Source organism: Plantactinospora veratri (assembly GCF_036421995.1).
Taxonomy (GTDB): domain Bacteria; phylum Actinomycetota; class Actinomycetes; order Mycobacteriales; family Micromonosporaceae; genus Plantactinospora; species Plantactinospora veratri.
The window spans coordinates 190,439-209,025 of record NZ_JAZGQL010000014.1 but is presented as its reverse complement, the minus strand read 5'-3'; the positions used below and the strand labels follow the sequence as shown (position 1 = coordinate 209,025).

Annotated in this window: 17 protein-coding genes; 10 read left to right on the top strand and 7 right to left on the bottom strand. The window is 73.7% G+C overall.

The window, feature by feature from the left end:
- Positions 1-17: 17 nt before the first annotated feature.
- From cphA to V1634_RS19630, 4 genes are all read right to left on the bottom strand, one after another.
- Positions 18-2,738, bottom strand: coding sequence for a cyanophycin synthetase (gene cphA, locus V1634_RS19645; protein WP_331209333.1), 2,721 nt, complete (start codon positions 2,736-2,738; stop codon positions 18-20).
- Positions 2,739-2,762: 24 nt separating this feature from the next.
- Complete coding sequence (locus V1634_RS19640) at positions 2,763-3,602, bottom strand: cyanophycinase (protein ID WP_331209332.1); 840 nt, start codon at positions 3,600-3,602, stop codon at positions 2,763-2,765.
- A gap of 288 nt (positions 3,603-3,890) precedes the next feature.
- Positions 3,891-6,695 carry an ATP-binding protein gene (locus tag V1634_RS19635; RefSeq protein WP_331209331.1) on the bottom strand — a complete coding sequence of 935 codons (2,805 nt, stop codon included), beginning with the start codon at positions 6,693-6,695 and terminating at the stop codon, positions 3,891-3,893.
- A gap of 99 nt (positions 6,696-6,794) precedes the next feature.
- Positions 6,795-7,415, bottom strand: coding sequence for a CGNR zinc finger domain-containing protein (locus tag V1634_RS19630; protein ID WP_331209330.1), 621 nt, complete (start codon positions 7,413-7,415; stop codon positions 6,795-6,797).
- Between the two features lie 91 nt (positions 7,416-7,506).
- Between V1634_RS19630 and V1634_RS19625 the strand changes: the two genes are divergently transcribed.
- The 4 genes from V1634_RS19625 (at position 7,507) to V1634_RS19610 (ending at position 11,349) form a co-directional block, all read left to right on the top strand.
- Positions 7,507-8,736 (top strand): MFS transporter, encoded by a 1,230-nt coding sequence (locus V1634_RS19625; protein ID WP_331209329.1) that lies wholly within the window; start codon positions 7,507-7,509, stop codon positions 8,734-8,736.
- Between the two features lie 155 nt (positions 8,737-8,891).
- A complete protein-coding gene (locus V1634_RS19620) occupies positions 8,892-10,004 on the top strand; it encodes a serine hydrolase domain-containing protein (RefSeq protein ID WP_331209328.1) in 1,113 nt (370 codons plus the stop codon).
- A 110-nt stretch (positions 10,005-10,114) separates the two neighbouring features.
- Positions 10,115-10,909 carry a hypothetical protein gene (locus V1634_RS19615; RefSeq protein WP_331209327.1) on the top strand — a complete coding sequence of 265 codons (795 nt, stop codon included), beginning with the start codon at positions 10,115-10,117 and terminating at the stop codon, positions 10,907-10,909.
- 2 nt (positions 10,910-10,911) lie between these two features.
- Complete coding sequence (locus tag V1634_RS19610) at positions 10,912-11,349, top strand: GNAT family N-acetyltransferase (protein ID WP_331209326.1); 438 nt, start codon at positions 10,912-10,914, stop codon at positions 11,347-11,349.
- Here V1634_RS19610 and V1634_RS19605 read toward each other — a convergent pair.
- Positions 11,331-11,756 (bottom strand): DUF6010 family protein, encoded by a 426-nt coding sequence (locus tag V1634_RS19605; protein ID WP_331209325.1) that lies wholly within the window; start codon positions 11,754-11,756, stop codon positions 11,331-11,333. The two genes, V1634_RS19610 and V1634_RS19605, sit on opposite strands and share 19 nt — an antisense overlap.
- An 83-nt stretch (positions 11,757-11,839) precedes the next feature.
- On the opposite strand from V1634_RS19605, the gene V1634_RS19600 reads away from it, so the two are divergent.
- Positions 11,840-12,793 (top strand): GlxA family transcriptional regulator, encoded by a 954-nt coding sequence (locus V1634_RS19600; protein WP_331209324.1) that lies wholly within the window; start codon positions 11,840-11,842, stop codon positions 12,791-12,793.
- 68 nt (positions 12,794-12,861) lie between these two features.
- Here the strand turns inward: V1634_RS19600 and V1634_RS19595 are convergent, their stop codons facing one another.
- Together V1634_RS19595 and V1634_RS19590 are read right to left on the bottom strand one after the other, a co-directional pair.
- Positions 12,862-13,713 carry a methyltransferase domain-containing protein gene (locus V1634_RS19595; RefSeq protein ID WP_331209323.1) on the bottom strand — a complete coding sequence of 284 codons (852 nt, stop codon included), beginning with the start codon at positions 13,711-13,713 and terminating at the stop codon, positions 12,862-12,864.
- Positions 13,714-13,850: 137 nt separating this feature from the next.
- On the bottom strand, positions 13,851-14,084 hold the full coding sequence (locus V1634_RS19590) for a hypothetical protein (protein WP_331209322.1): 234 nt from the start codon (positions 14,082-14,084) through the stop codon (positions 13,851-13,853).
- Between the two features lie 167 nt (positions 14,085-14,251).
- Here V1634_RS19590 and V1634_RS19585 point away from each other — a divergent pair, with 167 nt between their 5' ends.
- Genes V1634_RS19585 through V1634_RS19565 form a run of 5 tightly spaced genes read left to right on the top strand, consistent with a single transcriptional unit; the run spans position 14,252 to position 18,527 of the window.
- Positions 14,252-15,523 carry a sensor histidine kinase gene (locus V1634_RS19585; RefSeq protein WP_331209321.1) on the top strand — a complete coding sequence of 424 codons (1,272 nt, stop codon included), beginning with the start codon at positions 14,252-14,254 and terminating at the stop codon, positions 15,521-15,523.
- Positions 15,511-16,164, top strand: coding sequence for a response regulator transcription factor (locus V1634_RS19580; protein ID WP_331209320.1), 654 nt, complete (start codon positions 15,511-15,513; stop codon positions 16,162-16,164). The genes V1634_RS19585 and V1634_RS19580 overlap by 13 nt, the downstream gene beginning before the upstream one ends.
- A gap of 50 nt (positions 16,165-16,214) precedes the next feature.
- Positions 16,215-16,736, top strand: coding sequence for a MarR family transcriptional regulator (locus tag V1634_RS19575; RefSeq protein WP_331209319.1), 522 nt, complete (start codon positions 16,215-16,217; stop codon positions 16,734-16,736).
- A complete protein-coding gene (locus V1634_RS19570) occupies positions 16,733-17,986 on the top strand; it encodes an MFS transporter (protein ID WP_331209318.1) in 1,254 nt (417 codons plus the stop codon). Before V1634_RS19575 ends, V1634_RS19570 begins: the two co-directional genes overlap by 4 nt.
- Positions 17,987-18,026: 40 nt before the next feature.
- Positions 18,027-18,527 (top strand): hypothetical protein, encoded by a 501-nt coding sequence (locus tag V1634_RS19565; RefSeq protein WP_331209317.1) that lies wholly within the window; start codon positions 18,027-18,029, stop codon positions 18,525-18,527.
- Positions 18,528-18,587 lie beyond the last annotated feature (60 nt).

Sequence of the window (18,587 nt, the reverse complement as noted above, 5' to 3'; positions counted from 1 at the left end):
GGCGGTGCCGCCCGGGGTCAGGTGCCGGCGGTACGACCAGCCACGGGCGTGAGCTCCACGCGTCCGTCGCTGAGTGACACGGCGGTGACGTCGGCGCCGACCGCCGGCACCGGGTGCGCCGCCGGTACGGCCCCCATCGACCGCAGCAGCGCGAGTACCGGTTCGAGTTTCTCGTAGACGACCAGCACCACGTCACCGGGACCGGCCAGGTCGAGCGCCACCTGCAACGCCTCCGCGGCGTCGCCCGCCAGCTCGCAGCGCACGCCGGGACTGCGGAGCACGAGTTCCCGGCAGAGCAGTCGCGGAACCTCGCCGGGCGCCCGCCCCCGCAGGTCGGCATCGGGATAGAGCACCACCCGGTCGTAGCCGTCCGCCACCACCGCGGCCGACTCGACCAGCAGGTCGTCGCGGCGGTCCCCGGGCAGGGTCAGCGCGGCGACACACCGTGGCCGTCCCCACAGCCGGTGCAGGGTCCGGGTGACGGCGGCGATGGCGACCGGATTGTGCGCGTAGTCGACGCACAGGTGTACGTCACCCAGGCGCAGCAGCAGGCCCCGGCCCGGGTTCACGGTCGCGGGATCGAGGGCGCGCAGTTGCCGGGCCAGTACGGCCGGGGACAGGTCGAGGGCCCGGACCGCCGCGCTCGCCGCCAGAGCGTTCGCGACCACGTGCTCGGCGGCCCCACCGAACGCGCCGGGCAGGGCCGCGGCCGGAATCAGCGGGAGCCGCCGGCCGCCGGTCACCTCGACCAGCCAGCCGTCGTCGGCGACGTAGGCGGTTCCGCCGGCCGCGACATGCCTGCTGACCAGTGGATTGTCGCGCCCGAGGCTGAACCAGAGCAGCCGCTTGTGTGGCGCCCGGACCCGGGCCCGCCCGAGCAGCCCGGCCACGAGCGGGTCGTCGGCGTTGAGCACCAGGGTGCCGCCGTCGCGTACCCGCTCGGCGACGAGCGCCTTCACGTGCAGGATGTCCTCGACACTGGTCAGCCCGTCCTGCCCGAGATGGTCGGCGGTGACGTTGGTGAGCACGCCGACGTCGGTCCAGTCGTAACCCAGGCCCTGCCGGAGGATGCCGCCCCGGGCCGTCTCCAGCACCGCCGCCTCCACCGTCGGGTCCCCGAGCACCGCCTGCGCCGAACGCGGGCCGGAGGCGTCCGCGCGCTGCACCAGTCGCCCGTCCAGATAGACGCCGTCGGTGCAGGTCAGCCCGACCCGTAGCCCGGCACCGGCGAGCAGGTGCGCGGCCAGCCGGCTGACGGTGGTCTTGCCGTTGGTGCCGGTGACCGCGATCGTCGGGACACGTCCGTCGGACCCGTCGGGAAAGAGCGCGTCCACAATGGCCCCACCGACGTCACGCGGCCGCCCCCGTACCGGTGCCAGGTGCATCCGCAGCCCCGGTACGGCGTTCACCTCGATCACCGCGCCGGTGCCGCCGTCACCGACCGGTGGTACCGGCGCCGCGATGTCCGGCAGCCGCAGGTCGATCCCGGCGATGTCGAGGCCGACGATCGCCGCGACGCGTTCGCAGAGCCGAACCACGTCCGGATGCAGCCGATCGGTCACGTCGACGCTGCTGCCGCCGGTGGAGAGGTTCGCGGTCTGGCGCAGCCACACCCGGCGCCCGGACTCCGGCACCGCCTCCAGGTGCCAGCCCTGCCGCGCCAGCAATCCGGTCACGACGTCGTCGACCCGCAGCCGGGTCAGCACGTTGTTGTGGCCGTTGCCACGGTCGGGATGGGCGTTGCACAGGTCGATCAGTTCCCGAACGCTGTGCCGGCCGTCGCCGACGACGTGCGCCGGGACGCGTTCCGCCGCCGCGACGACCCGCCCGGCGACCACCAGCACCCGGTAGTCGTCGCCGTCGACCTGTCGCTCGACCACGACGTCGCCACCGGCGGCGGCGAAGGCCGCCCGCACATCCTCGGGGGTCCAGAGCCCGAGGTGGACGTGTTCGCCCTGGTGGCCGTTGCGGGACTTCAGCACCACCGGACCGCCGAGATCGGCGAGGAGTTCCAGCGCCTCGGCCGGCGTACCCGCCGCGCCGCCGGCCGGAACGGGGATGCCGGACCGGGCCAGCAGACGCCGGCTCAGCTCCTTGTCACCGGCGATCTCGACACCGGTCGCGCTGGTCCGGTCGCTCATCGCCGCCCAGGCCTGCCTGCGGTGCCGACCCTGACCGAGTTGCAGCAGGCTGAGCGGGTCCACCCGCTCCACCGGGATGCCGCGCCGGAGCGCCGCCGCGATGATCGAGGCGGTACTCGGGCCCGGCATCTCGTCGGCGTGCCGGTCCCGGAGTGCGCGCAGGCGCGGTCCGGGGCGTACCCGCGATCCGGCCAGTAGCTCTTCGACCAGGGTGACGGCGAGTTCCACGAGTTCGCCGGGGACGGTGGAGTCGGCCGGTTCGAAGGCGGGGCACTCGGTCACGATGTCGTACTGCCCGGCACTGCCGGCGTAGACGGTACGGCCGAACGGCGCCGACCGGCCGATCAGTTCGGAGAGCTCGATCGCGACATGCTCGGTGACGTGACCGAAGTACGTCCCGCCACGCAGCCGGTCCACGAAACCGCCCGGCGCGCCGGCCGCGCAGTGGTGCTCGGCCAGCCCCGGCAGGGCGTCGAGCAGCCGGTCGGTGAAGCCCGGGAACTCCCGGCTCTCCCGCTCGGTGAGCCGTCCGAGCCGGACCCGGGCAACCTGGACCGGCCGGTCCAGGTACACGTTCGGTCCCCGCAAGCGGCGCACGCTGACAATCTCCACCCTCGCCCCCTACCGTCCCTGGGCGCCGCCGGCCATGGCGACGATCTGTGGACGCCGGTCGACCAACTCGAACGTGTAACCGGCCGGCAGTACGTGCAGGCGCGCGCCGGTGAGCGCGATCCGCCGATCCGGACCGGTCGGTACCCGGATGTCGTCGGCCGGTCCGGCGTCGATCACCGTCACCGAACCGGCGCCGACGACCTCGAACCGGTTTCCCTCGACGATGATGGCGGTGTTCTCGTCGATGCCCAGGCCGAGTTCGTGCGGGAACTGCGCGACCGCGCTGAGCAGGCGGTTGAGTCGGCCGCGTTGCGCGAAGTGCATGTCGATGAGCACCCTGGGCAGGAACTCCATGCCCGGCCCGGTGTGGATGCTGTCGGTGCTGACGCCCACGCCGTCACCGCCGAGCACCATCGTGCTCGACATCATCGCCGCTCCCGCGCTGGTGCCGCCGAGCACCAGGCCGTCCTCGATCCGGGCGTGCAGCAGGGAATCGACCAGTGTCCCGCCCAGCAACGCGGCGATGCGCCACTGGTCGCCGCCGGTGAAGAAGACGCTCGTCGCGTCGCTGAGCAATTCGACGACCCGGCCGTCGTTGGCCTGTTCCCGGCTCTCCAGCCGGAGCCCGCGAACATCGTCGACGCCGAGGGTCTGGAAGAGCCGGCCGTACTCCGCCTCCAGCGGCCCACCCTCACTGCTCGCCGTCGCGATCACCGCGATCCTGGCCTGGTCGCCGCCCGACATGTCGACGAAGCGTTCCAGGATCCCGCTGCCCGGCTCACCCGCGCGCTCCCCACCACCGACGATGACCAGGCGCCGCTCCCGGTGCGCCGGCTCGCAGTGCCGCATCGCCGCTCCCTCCGCGGAACATACCCAGCCTGGTTCGGCTCGGGCCGCGCCCCGCACGCGTTATCGGGCGGCCAACGGGGGCGCCAGGAGGGACGAGAAGCCCTCGACGCCGCGGTTACCCGCTGGCGGCAGCGGTAGTCGCGAGCGAGTACCGGACGGCGCTCCCGGGCGCTGGCACGGCCCGCGGCACGGTCTGGACACGGAGTCACATTCGGGACACTCGGCACCGTGCCGACCACGCGCCACCCCTGAGGTATGCGAAACGGAACAGCCGGACCGCGGGGCGGCTCAGCGGACCGCCGCCGGGGCGACACCGAGTTCGGCCAGAGCCGCCGCGCCGGTCGCGGCATGCTCGCCGCCGGCGAGGACGAGCGTCCGCGCCCACTGGTAGCGGCAGCCGGTGGCGTCGAAGGTCGCCGCCGTGCCGAGCACCCGGTCCCGGTCGCCGTCGAGCAGGGCCTCCGCCCGGTCCACCTGGGCGCTGGCGATCGGATTGCCGGTCACGGTCGCCCGGGCCGCCGCGATGCGAGGGCGCGCCTCGGGGTGCCCGGTGAGCGCGGCGGCCTCGGCGCGCAGCGCCACGTACCAGTGCAGCCAGATCCAGGTGACCCACTTCCACACCTGCTCCGGCTCGGCGGCCACCCGGTCCAGCGCCGCCTCCGCCCGCCCCTGGTGGAGCAGGACGAGGGCGTCGTGCACGGCGCCGTACCCGGTGCTGCGTTCCGGTGTGGACCCGAGCTGGTCGGCGATGGCCAGCCATTCCGCCCGGGCGCTCTCGTCGCCCCGCAGGCCGTGGACCATCGCGACCGACGCCGCGGCGACACCGAGGCGCGGGGCGCGCAACCGGCCGGTGCGCTCCCACGCCTCCAGGAACCGCCGGCTGGCGGCGAGTACCGCCGGCACGTCGCCGGCCAGCGCGTCGACCATCAGCAGCCAGGACGTCGCGTAGTGCCCCACCTCGGCCAGCAGCGGCAGGTCGGCGAGTTGCCGGGCCCATCGGCGGGCCCTCGCCAGGTCTCCCACGCCGAGGCTGGTGTCGATGCCGGAGACCAGCGCGTCGGTCAGTTCGAGCGTGGTGGCGGGGGTCACCGGTGCCGACGTGAGGAGTTCGACCCGGCTCCGTGCCGTTGCCGCCGAAGCGAAGCTGTCACCTGCCCAGCTCTGCGCACCGGCCAGCGCGTCGAGGGCGGCGGAGGCGGTCAGCGGGTCGCCCGCCCGGCGGGCCAGCTCGACCGCCCGCGAGGCGGCGGCGAGAGTGTCGCTGACGGTGTTCTCCGCCGGCCCCTGGTCGGAACCGAACGCGTCGGTGAGCACCGCGGCCTCGGCCAGTGCCACCGCGGCATCCGCCGGGTCGTCGCCGGCCAGTTCGCGGGCGGCGCGCAGCAACGCCGCCGGCTCGGCCGGTGGCGGGACCTGCGTGAACACCCCGGAGAACCGGTACGCGACGGTGGCCGCGGTCGCCAGGTCGCGGGCGGCACCCCTGCTGTCGCCGGCCCGGCGCGCGGCGTCGGCGGCGGCCCGGTGCAGGCGGTACATGTCGTCGCCGTTCAGCCAGCATCCGGCCACCGCTGCCGCGGACCGCAGCGCCGCCGCCGTGCCGGCGAGGTCGTCGGTGAGCGCCGCCGCCTGCTCGTACCGCTGCTGCGACTCGCCGACCAGGTTGCGGGTGAAGGCCAGCTCGGCCAGGCAGACCGCCAGCCGGTACGCGTCGGCGCGGTGCCCGGGTAGCTGCGCCGCCCAGCCGAGCGCGGCCCGCAGGTCGTCGGCGACCGCGTCGAAACCGGCCCGCCAGGGACCGTCCGCCGGTCGTACCCCGGCCGCCAGGGCGGTGGCGCTCGACACGGACCAGCGCAGGTGCCGGGCGCGGACAGCGGCGATCTCGCCCGCCCCGGTGAGCTGCTCGATCCCGTACTGGCGGACGGGTTCGAGGGTGCGGTAGCGGGTGCCGCCGGCCGACGGGGCCAGCGTGAGCAGGCTCTGCTCGGTGAGTCGGGCCAGCCCGTCGGCCACCTCGGCCGGTTCGATCGGCGCGAACCCGGCCACCTGCCCGGCGGCGTCCACGGTGAACGGGGCGACGAAGACCGCGATCCGGTGCAGCAGGGTGCGGTCGGCCGGCTCCAGGAGGGCGTCGCTCCAGTCCAGCATCGCCCGGACCGACCGGTGCCGGTCGTCGGCCCGGGCGCCTCCGGTCAGCCGTAGCTGGTCGGAGAGCAGGTCGGTCAGGCCGTCCAGGCCGAGCGTGGGCAACCGGGCGGCGGCAAGCTCGATCGCCAGCGCCACGCCGTCGAGTCGCCGGCAGATCTCGACGGCCCGGTCGTGCTGCTGCGGTGCCAGCGGCCAGCCCACCGCGGCGGCCCGGTCGAGCAGCAGCGCGACCGCGTCCGACTCGCCGTCGCCGGTCAGCGACAGCGGCGCGACGGGATGGACACGTTCGAACGGCACCATCAGCCGGGCCCGGCTGGTGGCCAGCACCGTCAGGCGCGGGCAGCCGGCCAGCAGCCGTTCCAGGAACGGCGCCACGCCGTCGCGGACGTGTTCACAGTTGTCCAGTACGAGCAGGGCGTGCCGGTCGGCCAGCGCGGTGAGCACGGACTCGTCGATGCCACGGCCCTGCTGCTCGCCGATGCCGACCGCCGCGGCGACCGCCGAGCCGACCATCGCCGGGTCGGTGACCGGCACCAGGTCGACGAACCAGACGCCGTCGGCGAAGTCGCCGGCCACCTCCGCCGCGACCGCCAGCGCCAGCCTGGTCTTGCCCACCCCGCCGGGGCCGACCGCGCTCACCTGCCGGTACGCGGTGACCGCACCGGCAAGCGCCGCCCGCTCCCGTACCCGGCCGACGAACGAGGTGACCGGTGCGGGCAGCCCCGACGCCACCTCGCCGCCGCGCGCCGCCCGGCTCCACTCGGCGGCGATCTGCGCCAGCGCCCGTCGGTCCGGGGCGCCGAGCTTGCGCAGCAGCGCGGAGACGTGGGTCTCGACGGTGCGTACGGAGATGAACAGCCGCCCGCCGATCTCCGCGTTGCTCAGATGCTCTCCCAGCAGGGACAACACCTCAGCCTCCCGGGCCGAGATCCCCGTCTGAGTCACCACGGGTGCCATTGTGCCGCACCCCTGGGGGCGACTTTCCGCTGGTCCCGGGGGTGGTGCCGTGGTGTCCGTGCCCGGCTCTCTCCTGGTGCCGGTCGGCACTCACCGGGTCGCGCGGGTGCGTCGTGCGGTGACGTAGCGTCGGATCTTCTCGGCGGTTCCGCAGTCGTCCATGCTGCACCAGCGGCGGCTGCGGTTCTTGCTCTCGTCGTAGAAGACGAAGCGACAGCCGCCGCACCCCTTGATCCGGTCCAGCGCTCCGGTGGTGAGGAGTTGGACCGCCGCGTGCACCACCGGCCGGAGGGGTCGGGCAAGCGTGTGGTCGTCCCGCCAGGTCCAGGCGTAGCCGCTGCCGGGTTCGAGCTGTGCGTGGCCGAGCGCGTCGGCCTCGTCGTCCCGGAGCAGGGTCAGGGCGGAGGTGCTCGGGCTCCGGCCGGTGGCCAGCGCCCGGAAGATCTCGTCGAGGCGGTCGCGGCTGCGCAGTGCGCGGGTGTGGGCGGCCCGGGCGCCGTCCGGATCGTCGCGGGACAGTCGGCCCAGCGCAGCCGCCTCCGCCTCGGTCAGGGCGCCGGCGTACCCGCCCCAGGCGAGCAACTCGGGGTAGCCGGTGAGCACGTCGTCGTCCGGTGCGCCCTCGGGCGGCCCGGTGCGGGTGTTGACGAAGTCCAGGGCGAGGTTGCCGCCCACCAGGCGTACCCGCGCGACGTCCTCGACTGTTTCCATCGAAACCCACTTTACCAGTTGACCCCCTCCGGGAGCGCCACTAGCCTGTTGCCATCGTAATCAATTTAACCGGTAACAGTTGGAGGGTCGGATGGGGAAAGCGCGGGCAGTGGGGGCGCTGATCGGCATGGCCGGCGGGACGTTCCTCTACACCACGGCCGAGGCGCTGCCGATCGGGCTGCTGCTCCCGATGGCCGCGGACCTGGCCGTCCCACCGGCGCAGGTGGGTGCGCTCGTCACCGCGTACGGCGCGGTGGTGATGGTCGCCTCGGTCCCGCTGACGGCGCTGGTCCGGCGGGTCCCACGCCGGTGGCTGCTGTCGGCGCTGCTGGCCGGCTTCGTGGCCGGCAACGCGATCACGGTCTTCGCCGGCACCTTCGCGCTGCTGCTGACGGCCAGGATGGCGACCGCGCTCACCCATGCGCTGTTCTGGGCGGTGGTGGTGCCGGCCGCCGCCGAACTGTTCCGGCCCGGACTGCGCGGGCGGGTCGTCGCGGTCGTCTTCGCCGGCGGCACCGTCGCGCTGGTCCTCGGAGTGCCCGCCGGCACCTGGCTGGGCGAGCGCGCCGGCTGGCGGGCGTCGTTCCTGGCGGTGGCCGGACTCGGCGCGGTCGTGCTCGTCATGGTGGCCGCGCTGCTGCCCTCGGCACCGCCCGAAGCGGGACACGCCGCCCGTGGCGCGACCCCCGACGCCCGCCGCTTCTGGCTGCTGGTGGCGGTGGCCGTCCTGGCCACCGCCGGTGCCATCGCCGCCTACACCTACGTCGCCCTCTTCGTCACCGAGGTCAGCGGGTACTCCGCCTCGGCGGTCGGGGCCATCCTGCTGGTCCGCGGCGTCGCCAGCGTCTTCGGCATCCTCGTGATCGGAGCGGTGGTGGACCACAGTCCGTGGCTCGCCCTGGTCGCCACCGTCGTGCTGCAATCGGTGGCACTGCTCGGGCTGTACACCTCCGGCCATCGCCCGACGGTCGCCGTCGGCCTGCTCGCGCTGGCCGGACTCGCCTTCGCCGCCTTCACCGCAGCGCTCGGCGGCCTCGTGCTACAGGTGGCGCCCGGACGCTCCGACCTCGCCGCCGCCACGGTCTCCGCCGCCGTCAACGTCGGCATCACCGGCGGTGCCTTCGTCGGCGGCCTCGTGCTGCCGAGTCACGGCGTGCGGAGCACGGTGCTGATCGGCGCCCTGCTCGGCATCGCCGCCCTGCTGCTGGTGCTCGGCGAACGGCTCAGCCGGCCCGGGACCGACCCCGGTCGCCCCGCACCTGCGCCGCACCGGGCGCCCGAGCACGCGTCCGCGTCGCCGATCGGCCGTCGCGCCTCCTGACGCCCGGTCCACGGCTGTTCGATGATCGTCCTGGGGGAGGGGGCGCGGCGAGCGGTCACCCCGGCTCGGCTCCGGGGGAGAACCAGGGCCTTCCCGGATGTCTCCACCGGCCCCGCTTCGGCAGGCTCGGCGGTGACGAATCGGGGGAGGCACGGATGAGTCGAGCGCTTCGGTCGCTGGTGACCGCGACGACCGTACTGGTGGCGGTCGCGGTCGCGCCCGCCGCCACCGCCGCACCGGCGGCGGGGGAACGCGGCGGGTTGCAGAGCCGGCTGGACGACGTGGTGGCGGCCGGCGCGGTGGGCGCGCTGGCGGAGGTACGGACCGAGCACCGCGTGTGGCGGGGCGGCAGCGGTCTCGCCGCACTGGGTACGACCCGGGCGGTCCCGGTCGACGGCCGGTTCCGGGCGGGCAGCATCACGAAGACCTTCCTCGCCACCGTGGTCCTGCAACTCGTCGACGAGGGTGAGCTGCGGCTGGACGACCCGGTGCGGGCGTGGCTGCCGGGAGCCGTTCCGGACGATCATCCCGGCACCGTGCGCCAGCTGCTCAACCACACCAGCGGGTTGTACGACTACCTGCGTACGCTGCCACTGCCGCCGAACCCGGAGTTCGGGCAGAACCGTTGGCGGAGCTGGGATCCGGCCGAGCTCGTCGCCCGCGCACTGGTGCACCCGCCGACCTTCGAACCGCCGGGTTCGGCCTTCGGATACTCGAACACCGGCTACCTCCTGCTCGGCCAGATCGTCGAGGCGGTGACCGGGCAGTCGTACGGTACGGAGATCGAGCGCCGGGTCGTCCAACGGCTGCGGTTGGGCGGTACGGAGCTGCCGGGGACGTCGCCGTGGATCCACGGGCCGCATCCGCGCGGCTATGTGCCGCTGGAGGCGGACGGGATCCAGCTGTTCGACTACACGGAGATGAATCCGTCGGTGATGGGCGCCGGCGGCGAGATGATCTCCACGACCAGGGATCTCAACCGCTTCTTCGCCGCCCTGTTCGGCGGGCGCCTCCTGCCGGATCACCTGCTCGACGAGATGATGACAGCCGGGACCGAGCACAGGATGTACGGGCTCGGGCTCGCCTGGCGGGACACCTCCTGCGGGGTACGTGTCTACGGCAACGACGGCGATGCCCTGGCCTACCAGTCCTGGTCTTTCTCCACATTGGACCTGCGCCGTCAGGTCACGATCGCGCTGACGCCCGAGTTCCCCGGTGATCTCGACGCCGCTGTCGACGCGTTCCTCGACGCGGCAGTCTGCGCCTGACCGGTCGGCGTCGACCTCGGTGCGATCACCCTGCCGTGCTGCCGACGGGCCCGCTTCCGCGCCGAATATCGACTCGACGCCCGGATGCTCCGCTGCCAGGATGACGCCCTGTGGCGGACGACGGGTCGAGAAGACCACCGGCCCTGCTGACGTGGGCGGAGGTCGACCCTGCCCGGCACCCGTTCGACCCGACCGGACTGCCGGCGGTGGTTCGGGCGACGGTACCCGCTCCACCGCCCCGCCCGGACCGGCGCGCCGGCCGGTGCAGCGGTGAGTCGGAAGCGTGGGACTGGGTCGACGCCGTCAGTACGGCCCTGGCCGACCGTTACGGGTCGTGGGCCTACCGCTGGTACTGGGGGCCCGGCGAGGGCGAGCGGCTGGGCTGGATCATCGACCGCATTCCCCCGCCGGTCGAGGCGCCGGTCTTCGTCGCCGACACCCTGTTGGTCTGGCGGCGGTGGCTGGAGAGTCTGGCCGAGCGGTTCGACCGCTTCCTGCCACTGCTCGATCCGGCGGAGGCGGCCGGGGCCGGCGACATCGTCGCCGCCTGGGAGGCCGCCATCGCGCACCTGATGACCACCACCGTCGCGCCCACCGTCGACAACGACGGCTGGCCGGGCTGGTGCCGTCAGGTACTCCGGTGGTTTCTCACCGCCACCGGCGTGCCGGCCGAACACGCGGAGGCACTCGTCGCCGGCGCCCTCGAAGTCCGGGTCGACAACTGGGTACCGCTGACCGCAGCCGATATCGGCGACGTCGCCGAACGGCTCACCCGGGACGTGCTCGGTTCGACCGGGTCCGGGGCGCCCGCCCGGACCCACACCTGGCCGGACACCTGGCCCCAGGACTGGCCGTCCTGGCGGGCGACGAACACGGCCGGACGCGGCTCGACCGGCAGGATGTGAGCATGACCATGATCTCCGTCGGCCGCGAAGACCCGGAGTTGGCGAAGCTCCTCTCCGCCGAACTCGACGCGCTCAACCGTACCGCCATCGTCTCGGACGACGAGCTGCCGTTCGCCGTCCGGCTCACCGACGACGGCGGTGCGCTGCTCGGCGGAATCACCGGATGGACCTGGGGCGGCTGTGGCGGGATCACCTCGCTCTGGCTGGCGGCGGACCAGCGCGGTCAGGGGCTCGGCGGACGACTGCTGGCCGCCGCCGAGCACGAGATTCGGCGGCGTGGCTGCGACCGCGTCGTGGTCGCCACCATGTCCTTCCAGGCACCCGACTTCTACCGTCGGCACGGCTACCAGGAGGTCGGGCGTACGCCGGAGATGCCGGACGGCACCGCGAAGTACCACTTCCACAAGCGCCTGGACGCCGATTACCCGGATTCCCGCTGACCCGGCCGGAGCGCGCCGGGGAGCCATGCCCGGCCGTACCGCCAGAGGGAAGGGCCGCCCGCGAGGCACCAGATCGCGATCACCGGGTCGCAGATCGCGCAGCCGAGCGAGGAGTCGTGCGCCGACGGGATGATCGGCTCGCCGCGCAGGTGGTGCACGACGTCCCAGGCGGTGTGCAGCAACCAGCCGGCGCCGATGAACGTCCACGACTCCAGCCCGCGATAGGCCAGGTACGTCAGCACGGCGGTGAAGGCGAACTCCGCGATCCCCAGTCCGCCGCCGCTGAGGTAGGCCGCGCCCGCCCCGGCGAGGACGACCGCGTTGAAGCGGCGACGCTGCGGCTCGGCGATCAGGGAGTTCAGCAGCACGTAGAGGACACCGATGCACAGCGGTACGACGACGGTCATGGCCACCGAACGTAGGCGGAGCCGTCGTCGTGCGGCAGTGGCTGCCGAGACAGCCACCGACGGGTTCACGCCAGAATGGCCGCATGCATCGCGTCGTGATCCTCGCCTTCGACGGTGTGGTTCCGTTCGACCTGTCCGTACCGATCGAGGTCTTCGGCCGGGCTCGGCTGGCCGACGGCCGCCCGGCGTACCAGGTGCGGGTCTGCGCGGACGCAGCCGAGGTTCGCGCCGGGCCGGTCGCCATCCGCGTCCCGGACGGGTTGGCCGCGCTGGCCGAGGCGGACACGGTCGTCGTCCCCGGTGTCGCCGACGTCGACGCCCCGGTCCCGCCCGGACTCGTCGCGGCGCTCACCGCCGCGCCCGGCCGGGTGGTTTCGATCTGTACCGGTGCCTTCCTGCTGGCCGCTGCCGGACTGCTCGACGGCCGTCGCGCCACCACGCACTGGGCCGCCGCCGCGGAGTTGGCTCGCCGCCACCCCGCCGTCGAGGTCGATCCGGAGGTGCTCTTCGTGGACGACGGGTCGGTGCTGACCTCGGCGGGGGCCGCCGCCGGGCTGGATCTCTGCCTGCACCTGGTACGGCGCGATCATGGTGCCGCGGTGGCCGCGCAGACGGCCCGAAGCTCCGTCATGCCGCTCGAACGGGCCGGTGGCCAGGCGCAGTTCATCGCACACGAGCCACCCGCCCCGACCGGGATCTCCCTCCAGCCCCTGCTCGCCTGGTTGACCGAGAACCTGCACGCCCCGCTGACCCTGGCCGCCATCGCCGAGCGGGCGTCGATGAGTACCCGCTCGTTGAGCCGGCACTTCCGCGACCAGACCGGCACCACCCCGATGCAGTGGCTCAACCGGCAGCGCGTCCGCCATGCGCAGCTCCTGCTGGAGACCGGCGACCAGCCGGTGGAGCGGGTCGGCGAACTGGCCGGGTTCACCTCGGCGACGGCGTTCCGGGAGCGGTTCCGGCAGGTCGTCGGGGTGAGCCCGGGGCACTACCGCCGGTCGTTCGCCTCGGTGGCGCGACCCGCCGGCACGTCCTGACCGTGGCCGGGCGGCCCAGGTGTCCTCCGCCGGACGCCCACAGGCCGACGTAGACCTACCCGCGCGGTTCAGTCCCGCGGCTTGCGCCAGGTCTGGATGTCGGTGGGCGGAACGTGCTCGGCGAAACGGCCGTCCGGCGCCGCCTCCCGCAGCAGGACGCGCAGGTCCCGCTCGAAGTCCCGCAGCCGCGCACCGAGGAGGTGCGGGGCGGAATCGGAGCGGGAGAACGTCCAGGCCACGACGTCGTCGGCGCTGCGGTGCAGGATCTGCCCGGCGGGCACCACGTGGCGCTCGTACCGGGTGAACCCGGCCCGCGCGATGACGAGGTCCTCCCGGCCCGGCGTCGTACCGCCGACGATCCTGCCCTGCCCCGCCCGGCGTACCGGGCCGAGGTACCGCCGGACCAGCTCGCCGATCCGCGGGTACGGCGGCGCGGGCAGCGGCAGCGGCGTCGGCTCGGTGGGCGGGTCCTTCGCATCGGACATGTGCACGAGCGCACCGCCGGGCTCCAGCATCCGCCGCACGGTCGCCGCCACCCGCTCCCGGTCCAGCCAGTGGAACGAGGACGCGAACATCACCACCTGGAAGTCGCCCAGCCCGGCCGGCAACTCCTCGGCGCGCGCCCGGACCCAGCGCGCGTTGGTCACACCGAGGTCGGCCGCCCGCCGCTCGGCCTCGGCCAGCATGTCACCGTCCGGGTCGACTCCGACGACCTCGGCGAAGTACGGCGCCAGCGCGAGCGTCACGTTTCCCGGCCCGCAGCCGACGTCGAGGAGCCGTCCACGGCCGTCGAGGCCGAGCAGGGTGCCGAGCGTCTCGGCGAACCCCGGCGCGTACGGGAGTCGTCCGCGCAGATAGTACTCCGCCGCCCCGGCGAAGAGGGTCTCGTCCCACTGCCACCCGACGATCACTCGAATCATCCCCAGAAGCCGGTGCGGCGGCCTCCTGCTGCCCCGCTGCGGTCGCGTCGGGCCGGTCGGCGGGACTCCGCCACCCGAACGTCTGACACCGTACGTCGGGAAGCCTCCGCGTGCGGGACGCGACGGGTGCGAGCTGTTCAGCGGCGGTGCCGGTAGTGGTGGATCACCAGGGCGGCGACGCATCCGAGGGTGACGACGCCGAAGCCGATCCCCACGAGCGGGGGCAGACCCGTGATCGAGGAGACCCCGTTGGCGGCGGCGCTGACGATCAGCACCGTCCAGAGCAGTGGACGGAGCGACCTCCGGCCGCCGAGGTGGTCCGGCCGGGTGGTCTGGTCGGGTGCCGGCGAGATTCGGTACGGGTCGGCCATCGGATACTCCCTGTGCGGTCGGTTCGGCGGTGCGTCCCAGGCTAGGAACGCCTCCGGCCGCCGACGATCCCGGCAGCGCGACGATCGGGGTACAGCAGGCTGTACTTCTCGGTTCGCCACCTCGCGGGGACGACATCGGGTGTCCTAGGGTCTGGCCGGGAGGTGGGATGACGAGGACGGACGACCCGGCCGGCGCCTGGTGGCGCTCCGCCCGGCACTGTCTGCGGGACCGGGCGCGGGTCTCGGTCGACGCCCTGGAGCACCTGGTCGGCGGGCTCGGCACGGCGTTGCTGGCGCTGGGTGGGTTGAGCTACCTGGTCGCGGTCGTGCTGGCCGCCTTCGTCGGCGTCGGGCTGCTGCTGGTGCCGTCGGCCCTGCGCGTGGTGCGGGCGGTGGCCGACCGGGAGCGGGCCCGGCTGTCCCGGTGGGGCCCCGAGATCATCGGTCCGGGACCGGTACCGGCCGGAGCGCGGGCCGCCCTGCAGGATGCCGCCGTACGGCGTGACCTGGCCTGGCTGGTGGTGCACGCCACCGGCGGGTTCGTGATCGGGCTGGTCGGCCTGGGCCTGCCGCTGTACGCGGTGCAGAGCCTGACCTTCCCGTTGTGGTTCTGGCTGCTGCCGGCCGAGGCCGGTGGCCCCGGGCTGGTGTACTGGCGGATCGAGGGACTGGTGGACGCGCTGGCCGTCGGGCTGACCGGGGTCGGCTGGCTGGCCGTCGTCGTCGGCCTCGGCCCCGGTATGGCGCGGCTCCAGGCGTGGCCCGGGCGTCGCCTGCTGGCGCCGTCCGCCGACGCCGACCTGTCGCTGCGGGTGGCGGAGTTGACCGCCACCCGTGCGGCGGCGCTGGACGCGCACGCGGTCGAGTTGCGGCGGATCGAGCGGTCGCTGCACGACGGTGCGCAGAACCGGCTGGTCGCGGTCACCGTGCTGCTGGGCGCCGCCCGGCGGGCGGTGGCCCGGGATCCGGTCTTCGCCGCTGACGTGCTGGAGCGGGCGCAGGACGCCGCCGAGCAGGCGCTGGCCGAGTTGCGCGGCGTGGTGCGCGGCATCCTCCCGCCGGTCCTGGCCGACCGCGGGCTCGCCGGTGCCCTCAGTGGACTCGCCGCGAGCTGTGGCGTGCCCTGCCGGGTCGACGTCGACCTGCCCGGCCGCTGTGCCGCCTCGGTCGAGGCCACCGCCTACTTCGTGGTGGCCGAGGCGCTGACCAACGTGACCAGGCACAGTGGAGCGGCCGGCGCCACCGTCACGGTGCGCCGGGCCGGCGACCGACTGCTGCTGCGGGTGCACGACGACGGCCACGGCGGTGCCGAGGAGCGCGACGGGTCCGGCATCGCCGGCATCCGTCGGCGGGTGGAGGCGTACGACGGGAGTTTCCGGCTGGCCAGCCCGGCCGGTGGGCCCACGACGATTGAGGCGGAGTTGCCATGCGGATCGTGATCGCCGAGGACGACCCACTGCTGCGTGAGGGTCTGGCGCTGCTGCTGCGGGCGGAGTCGCTCGACGTGGTGGCGACCACCGACACCCCGGGCGCCTTCCTGGCGGCGGTGGACGCGTACGCCCCGGACGTCGCCATCGTCGACGTCCGGATGCCGCCGACGCACACCGACGAGGGGATCGTCGCCGCGGTCGAGGCCCGCCGCCGGCAGCCGGGCCTCGCCGTGCTGGTCCTCTCGGCGTACGTCGAGCAGACCTTCGCCACCGAGTTGCTCGCCGCCGGCACGGTGCGGCTGGGCTACCTGCTGAAGGAGCGCGTCGGCCGGGTGGACGAGTTCCTGGCCGCGCTGCACCGCGTCGCCGACGGCGGTACGGCGGTCGACCCGGAGGTGGTCGGCCAGTTGCTGGCGCGCAGCCGTCCCGACAGCACGTTGAGCCGGCTGAGTCTGCGGGAGCGGGACGTGCTCGGGCTGATGGCCGAGGGGCTGGGCAACGGCGCCATCGCCGAGCGCCTGTTCGTCACCGAGGGTGCCGTGCACAAGCACATCCGCAGCATCTTCGCCAAGCTGGACCTGCCACCGGACGACCGGGCGGACCGGCGGGTCACCGCGGTCCTGCGCTACCTGGAAGACACCCAGCGGTGAGCGCCAAATCAGTTTGACAGCACTTATATAAGCCCTGTTACGTTGGCACCGTGACCGGAGCTGAGAAGAAGAAGGAAGAGAGCCAGGACCTCCTCGACAGCAGCCACTGGCGCCCGCTGTGGCAGATGCTCAACGCGATGGATCAGGAGATCGGCTCGCTCTACACCGAGGCGGGCATAACCGGGCTACGCACCCGGTTCGTCGGTCCGCTGATCCAGTTGTCCCGGCACGAGTCCATGACGATCCAGGAACTGGCCACCGCCGTCGAGGTGACCCACTCGGCGATGAGCCAGACGGCGGCCGCGATGCGCACGGCGGGGTTCGTCGACAGCGCGCAGGGCGGTGACGGTCGGACCCGCCGGATCCGGCTGAGCAGCCGGGGCCGGGAGGTGCTGCCGCTGCTGGAGGCGGAGTGGCGGGCGACCGAGGCGACGGTGCGGGAACTGGAGGCGGAACTGCCGTACCCGCTGAGTCGGGTCGTCGAGGACATCAACGCCGTGCTGGCGACGCGCTCGTTCCGCCAGCGCCTCGCCGACAACCTCGGCAAAGCCCTCGACGGACGGCTCCGATGAGTTCTCCCGGCGCCCTGGTCGACATCCGCCCGCTGCGCGAACACCCCACCTTCCGCCGCCTCTGGCTGGGCACCACAGCCTCCGGACTCGGCGGCCAACTGGGCGTCTTCGCCGTCACCTTCTATGTCTGGGAGCACACCCGCAACCCGGTGACGGTCGGGCTCATCGGCCTCTTCACCGCCGCTCCGCTCATCGTCTTCGCCCTGCTCGGCAGCGCCTTCGTCGACCACGTCGACCGGCGGCGGCTGGCGCTGGCCACCACCTGGGGGCAGATCGTGACCAGCTTCCTCATGGCGGCCGTGGCCGTGGGGCCGGCTGACGGGACCTGGGCCATGCTCGTACTGGTCGCCGTCGCGGCGGCTTTCTCCGCACTGGGTACCCCGGCCCGCCGCACCTTCGTCGCCCGGCTGCTCCCCGCCGACCGGCTGGCCGCCGGACTGGCCCTCAACCACCTCTCCTTCCAGTTGGCGATACTGCTCGGCCCGGCCCTGGCGGGTCTGCTCACCGCCCACTGGGGCACGACCGTCTGCTTCGTGATCAACGGGCTCGCCGCCGTCGCTGCCCTGGTCGGGATCACCGGGCTGCCTGTGACGGGCCCGACCGACGGGACCGGGCGACCCGGTGCCGCCGCCGTGTGGGAGGGGATCCGCTACGCCGCCCGTACCCCGGTGGTCCGGGCCGCCTTCCTGGTCGACCTCGCCGCGACGGTACTGGCCATGCCGATGGCGCTGTTCCCGGTCATCAACCAGGAGAAGTTCGGCGGCTCGCCGGAGGTGCTCGGCCTGCTCACCTCGGCGGTGGCGGTCGGCGGCGTACTCGCCTCCGCGCTCTCCGGAACGATCACCCGGCGTGACCGCCCCGGCCTCGTACTCCTGGGCTGCGCCGCGGTGTGGGGGACAGCGCTGGCCGGGGTCGGTCTGAGCGGTCAACTTCCCGTCGTGCTGGCCCTACTGGCACTTGCCGGTGCCGCCGACACCTGGTCCGTCGTGTCACGCGGAACGATCGTGCAGTCGCGTACGCCGGAGTCCCACCGTGGCCGGGTCGCCGCGCTGGAACACATCGTCGGCACGGCCGGACCGCACCTCGGCGGCCTCCGCGCGGGTCTGGTCGCGGCCGGGACCACGGCCGGCACCGCCCTGGTGGTCGGCGGACTCACCTGTCTGGCCGGACTGGGCCTGGTCAGCGCCCTCGTACCGCAACTCCAGCGGTTGCGCATGACCCGGGAACATCCCGCCCCCGCACACACCTGAGGGACACCCCTCGACGGCGATGATCACTACCCTGGTCGGCGTGACGGGATTCGACTGGGCCGGGTTGTCGGCGGCGAGGAACGCGACGCAGGACGCGGTTCCGGAGATGGTCAACCACGCGCTCCGGGTCCTCGAGGACCTGCTGGAGGAGACCGACCACGTGTGCACGTTCACCCTGGTGGACGGCCCGCTGACCGCCGACGGCGTGATCGCGTCGGTGGACGCGCTGCTACCGGCGAACTGCCGCGTCTCGGCCCTGGAGCCTGTGGGTTCCTGGTCCACGACGGTCCGGGCGGCACTTCCCGGACTGTTCGTTCCCGGGCGCCAGCCGTACGCCTGGGCCGAGCAGGGGGCGGCGCGGACGCTTGCCGAAGCGCTCGCGGACTGGGCGGTGGCGCTGATGCGGCGGCTCTGGCCGGACTCCGCCGAGTCCTGGACCCTTACGGTGCAGGCCCGGGACTGGTACGAGGGGGCCTACGTCGATGTCGTGGTCCGGGTGGGCGACCGGGTGTGGCTGCTGCACCTCGGGGTCAGCGACTGAGCGGCGCGGGCGGACGGCGCGACCGCTACCGGCCGGCTTCCGCCGTCGGGGCGGGAGTCG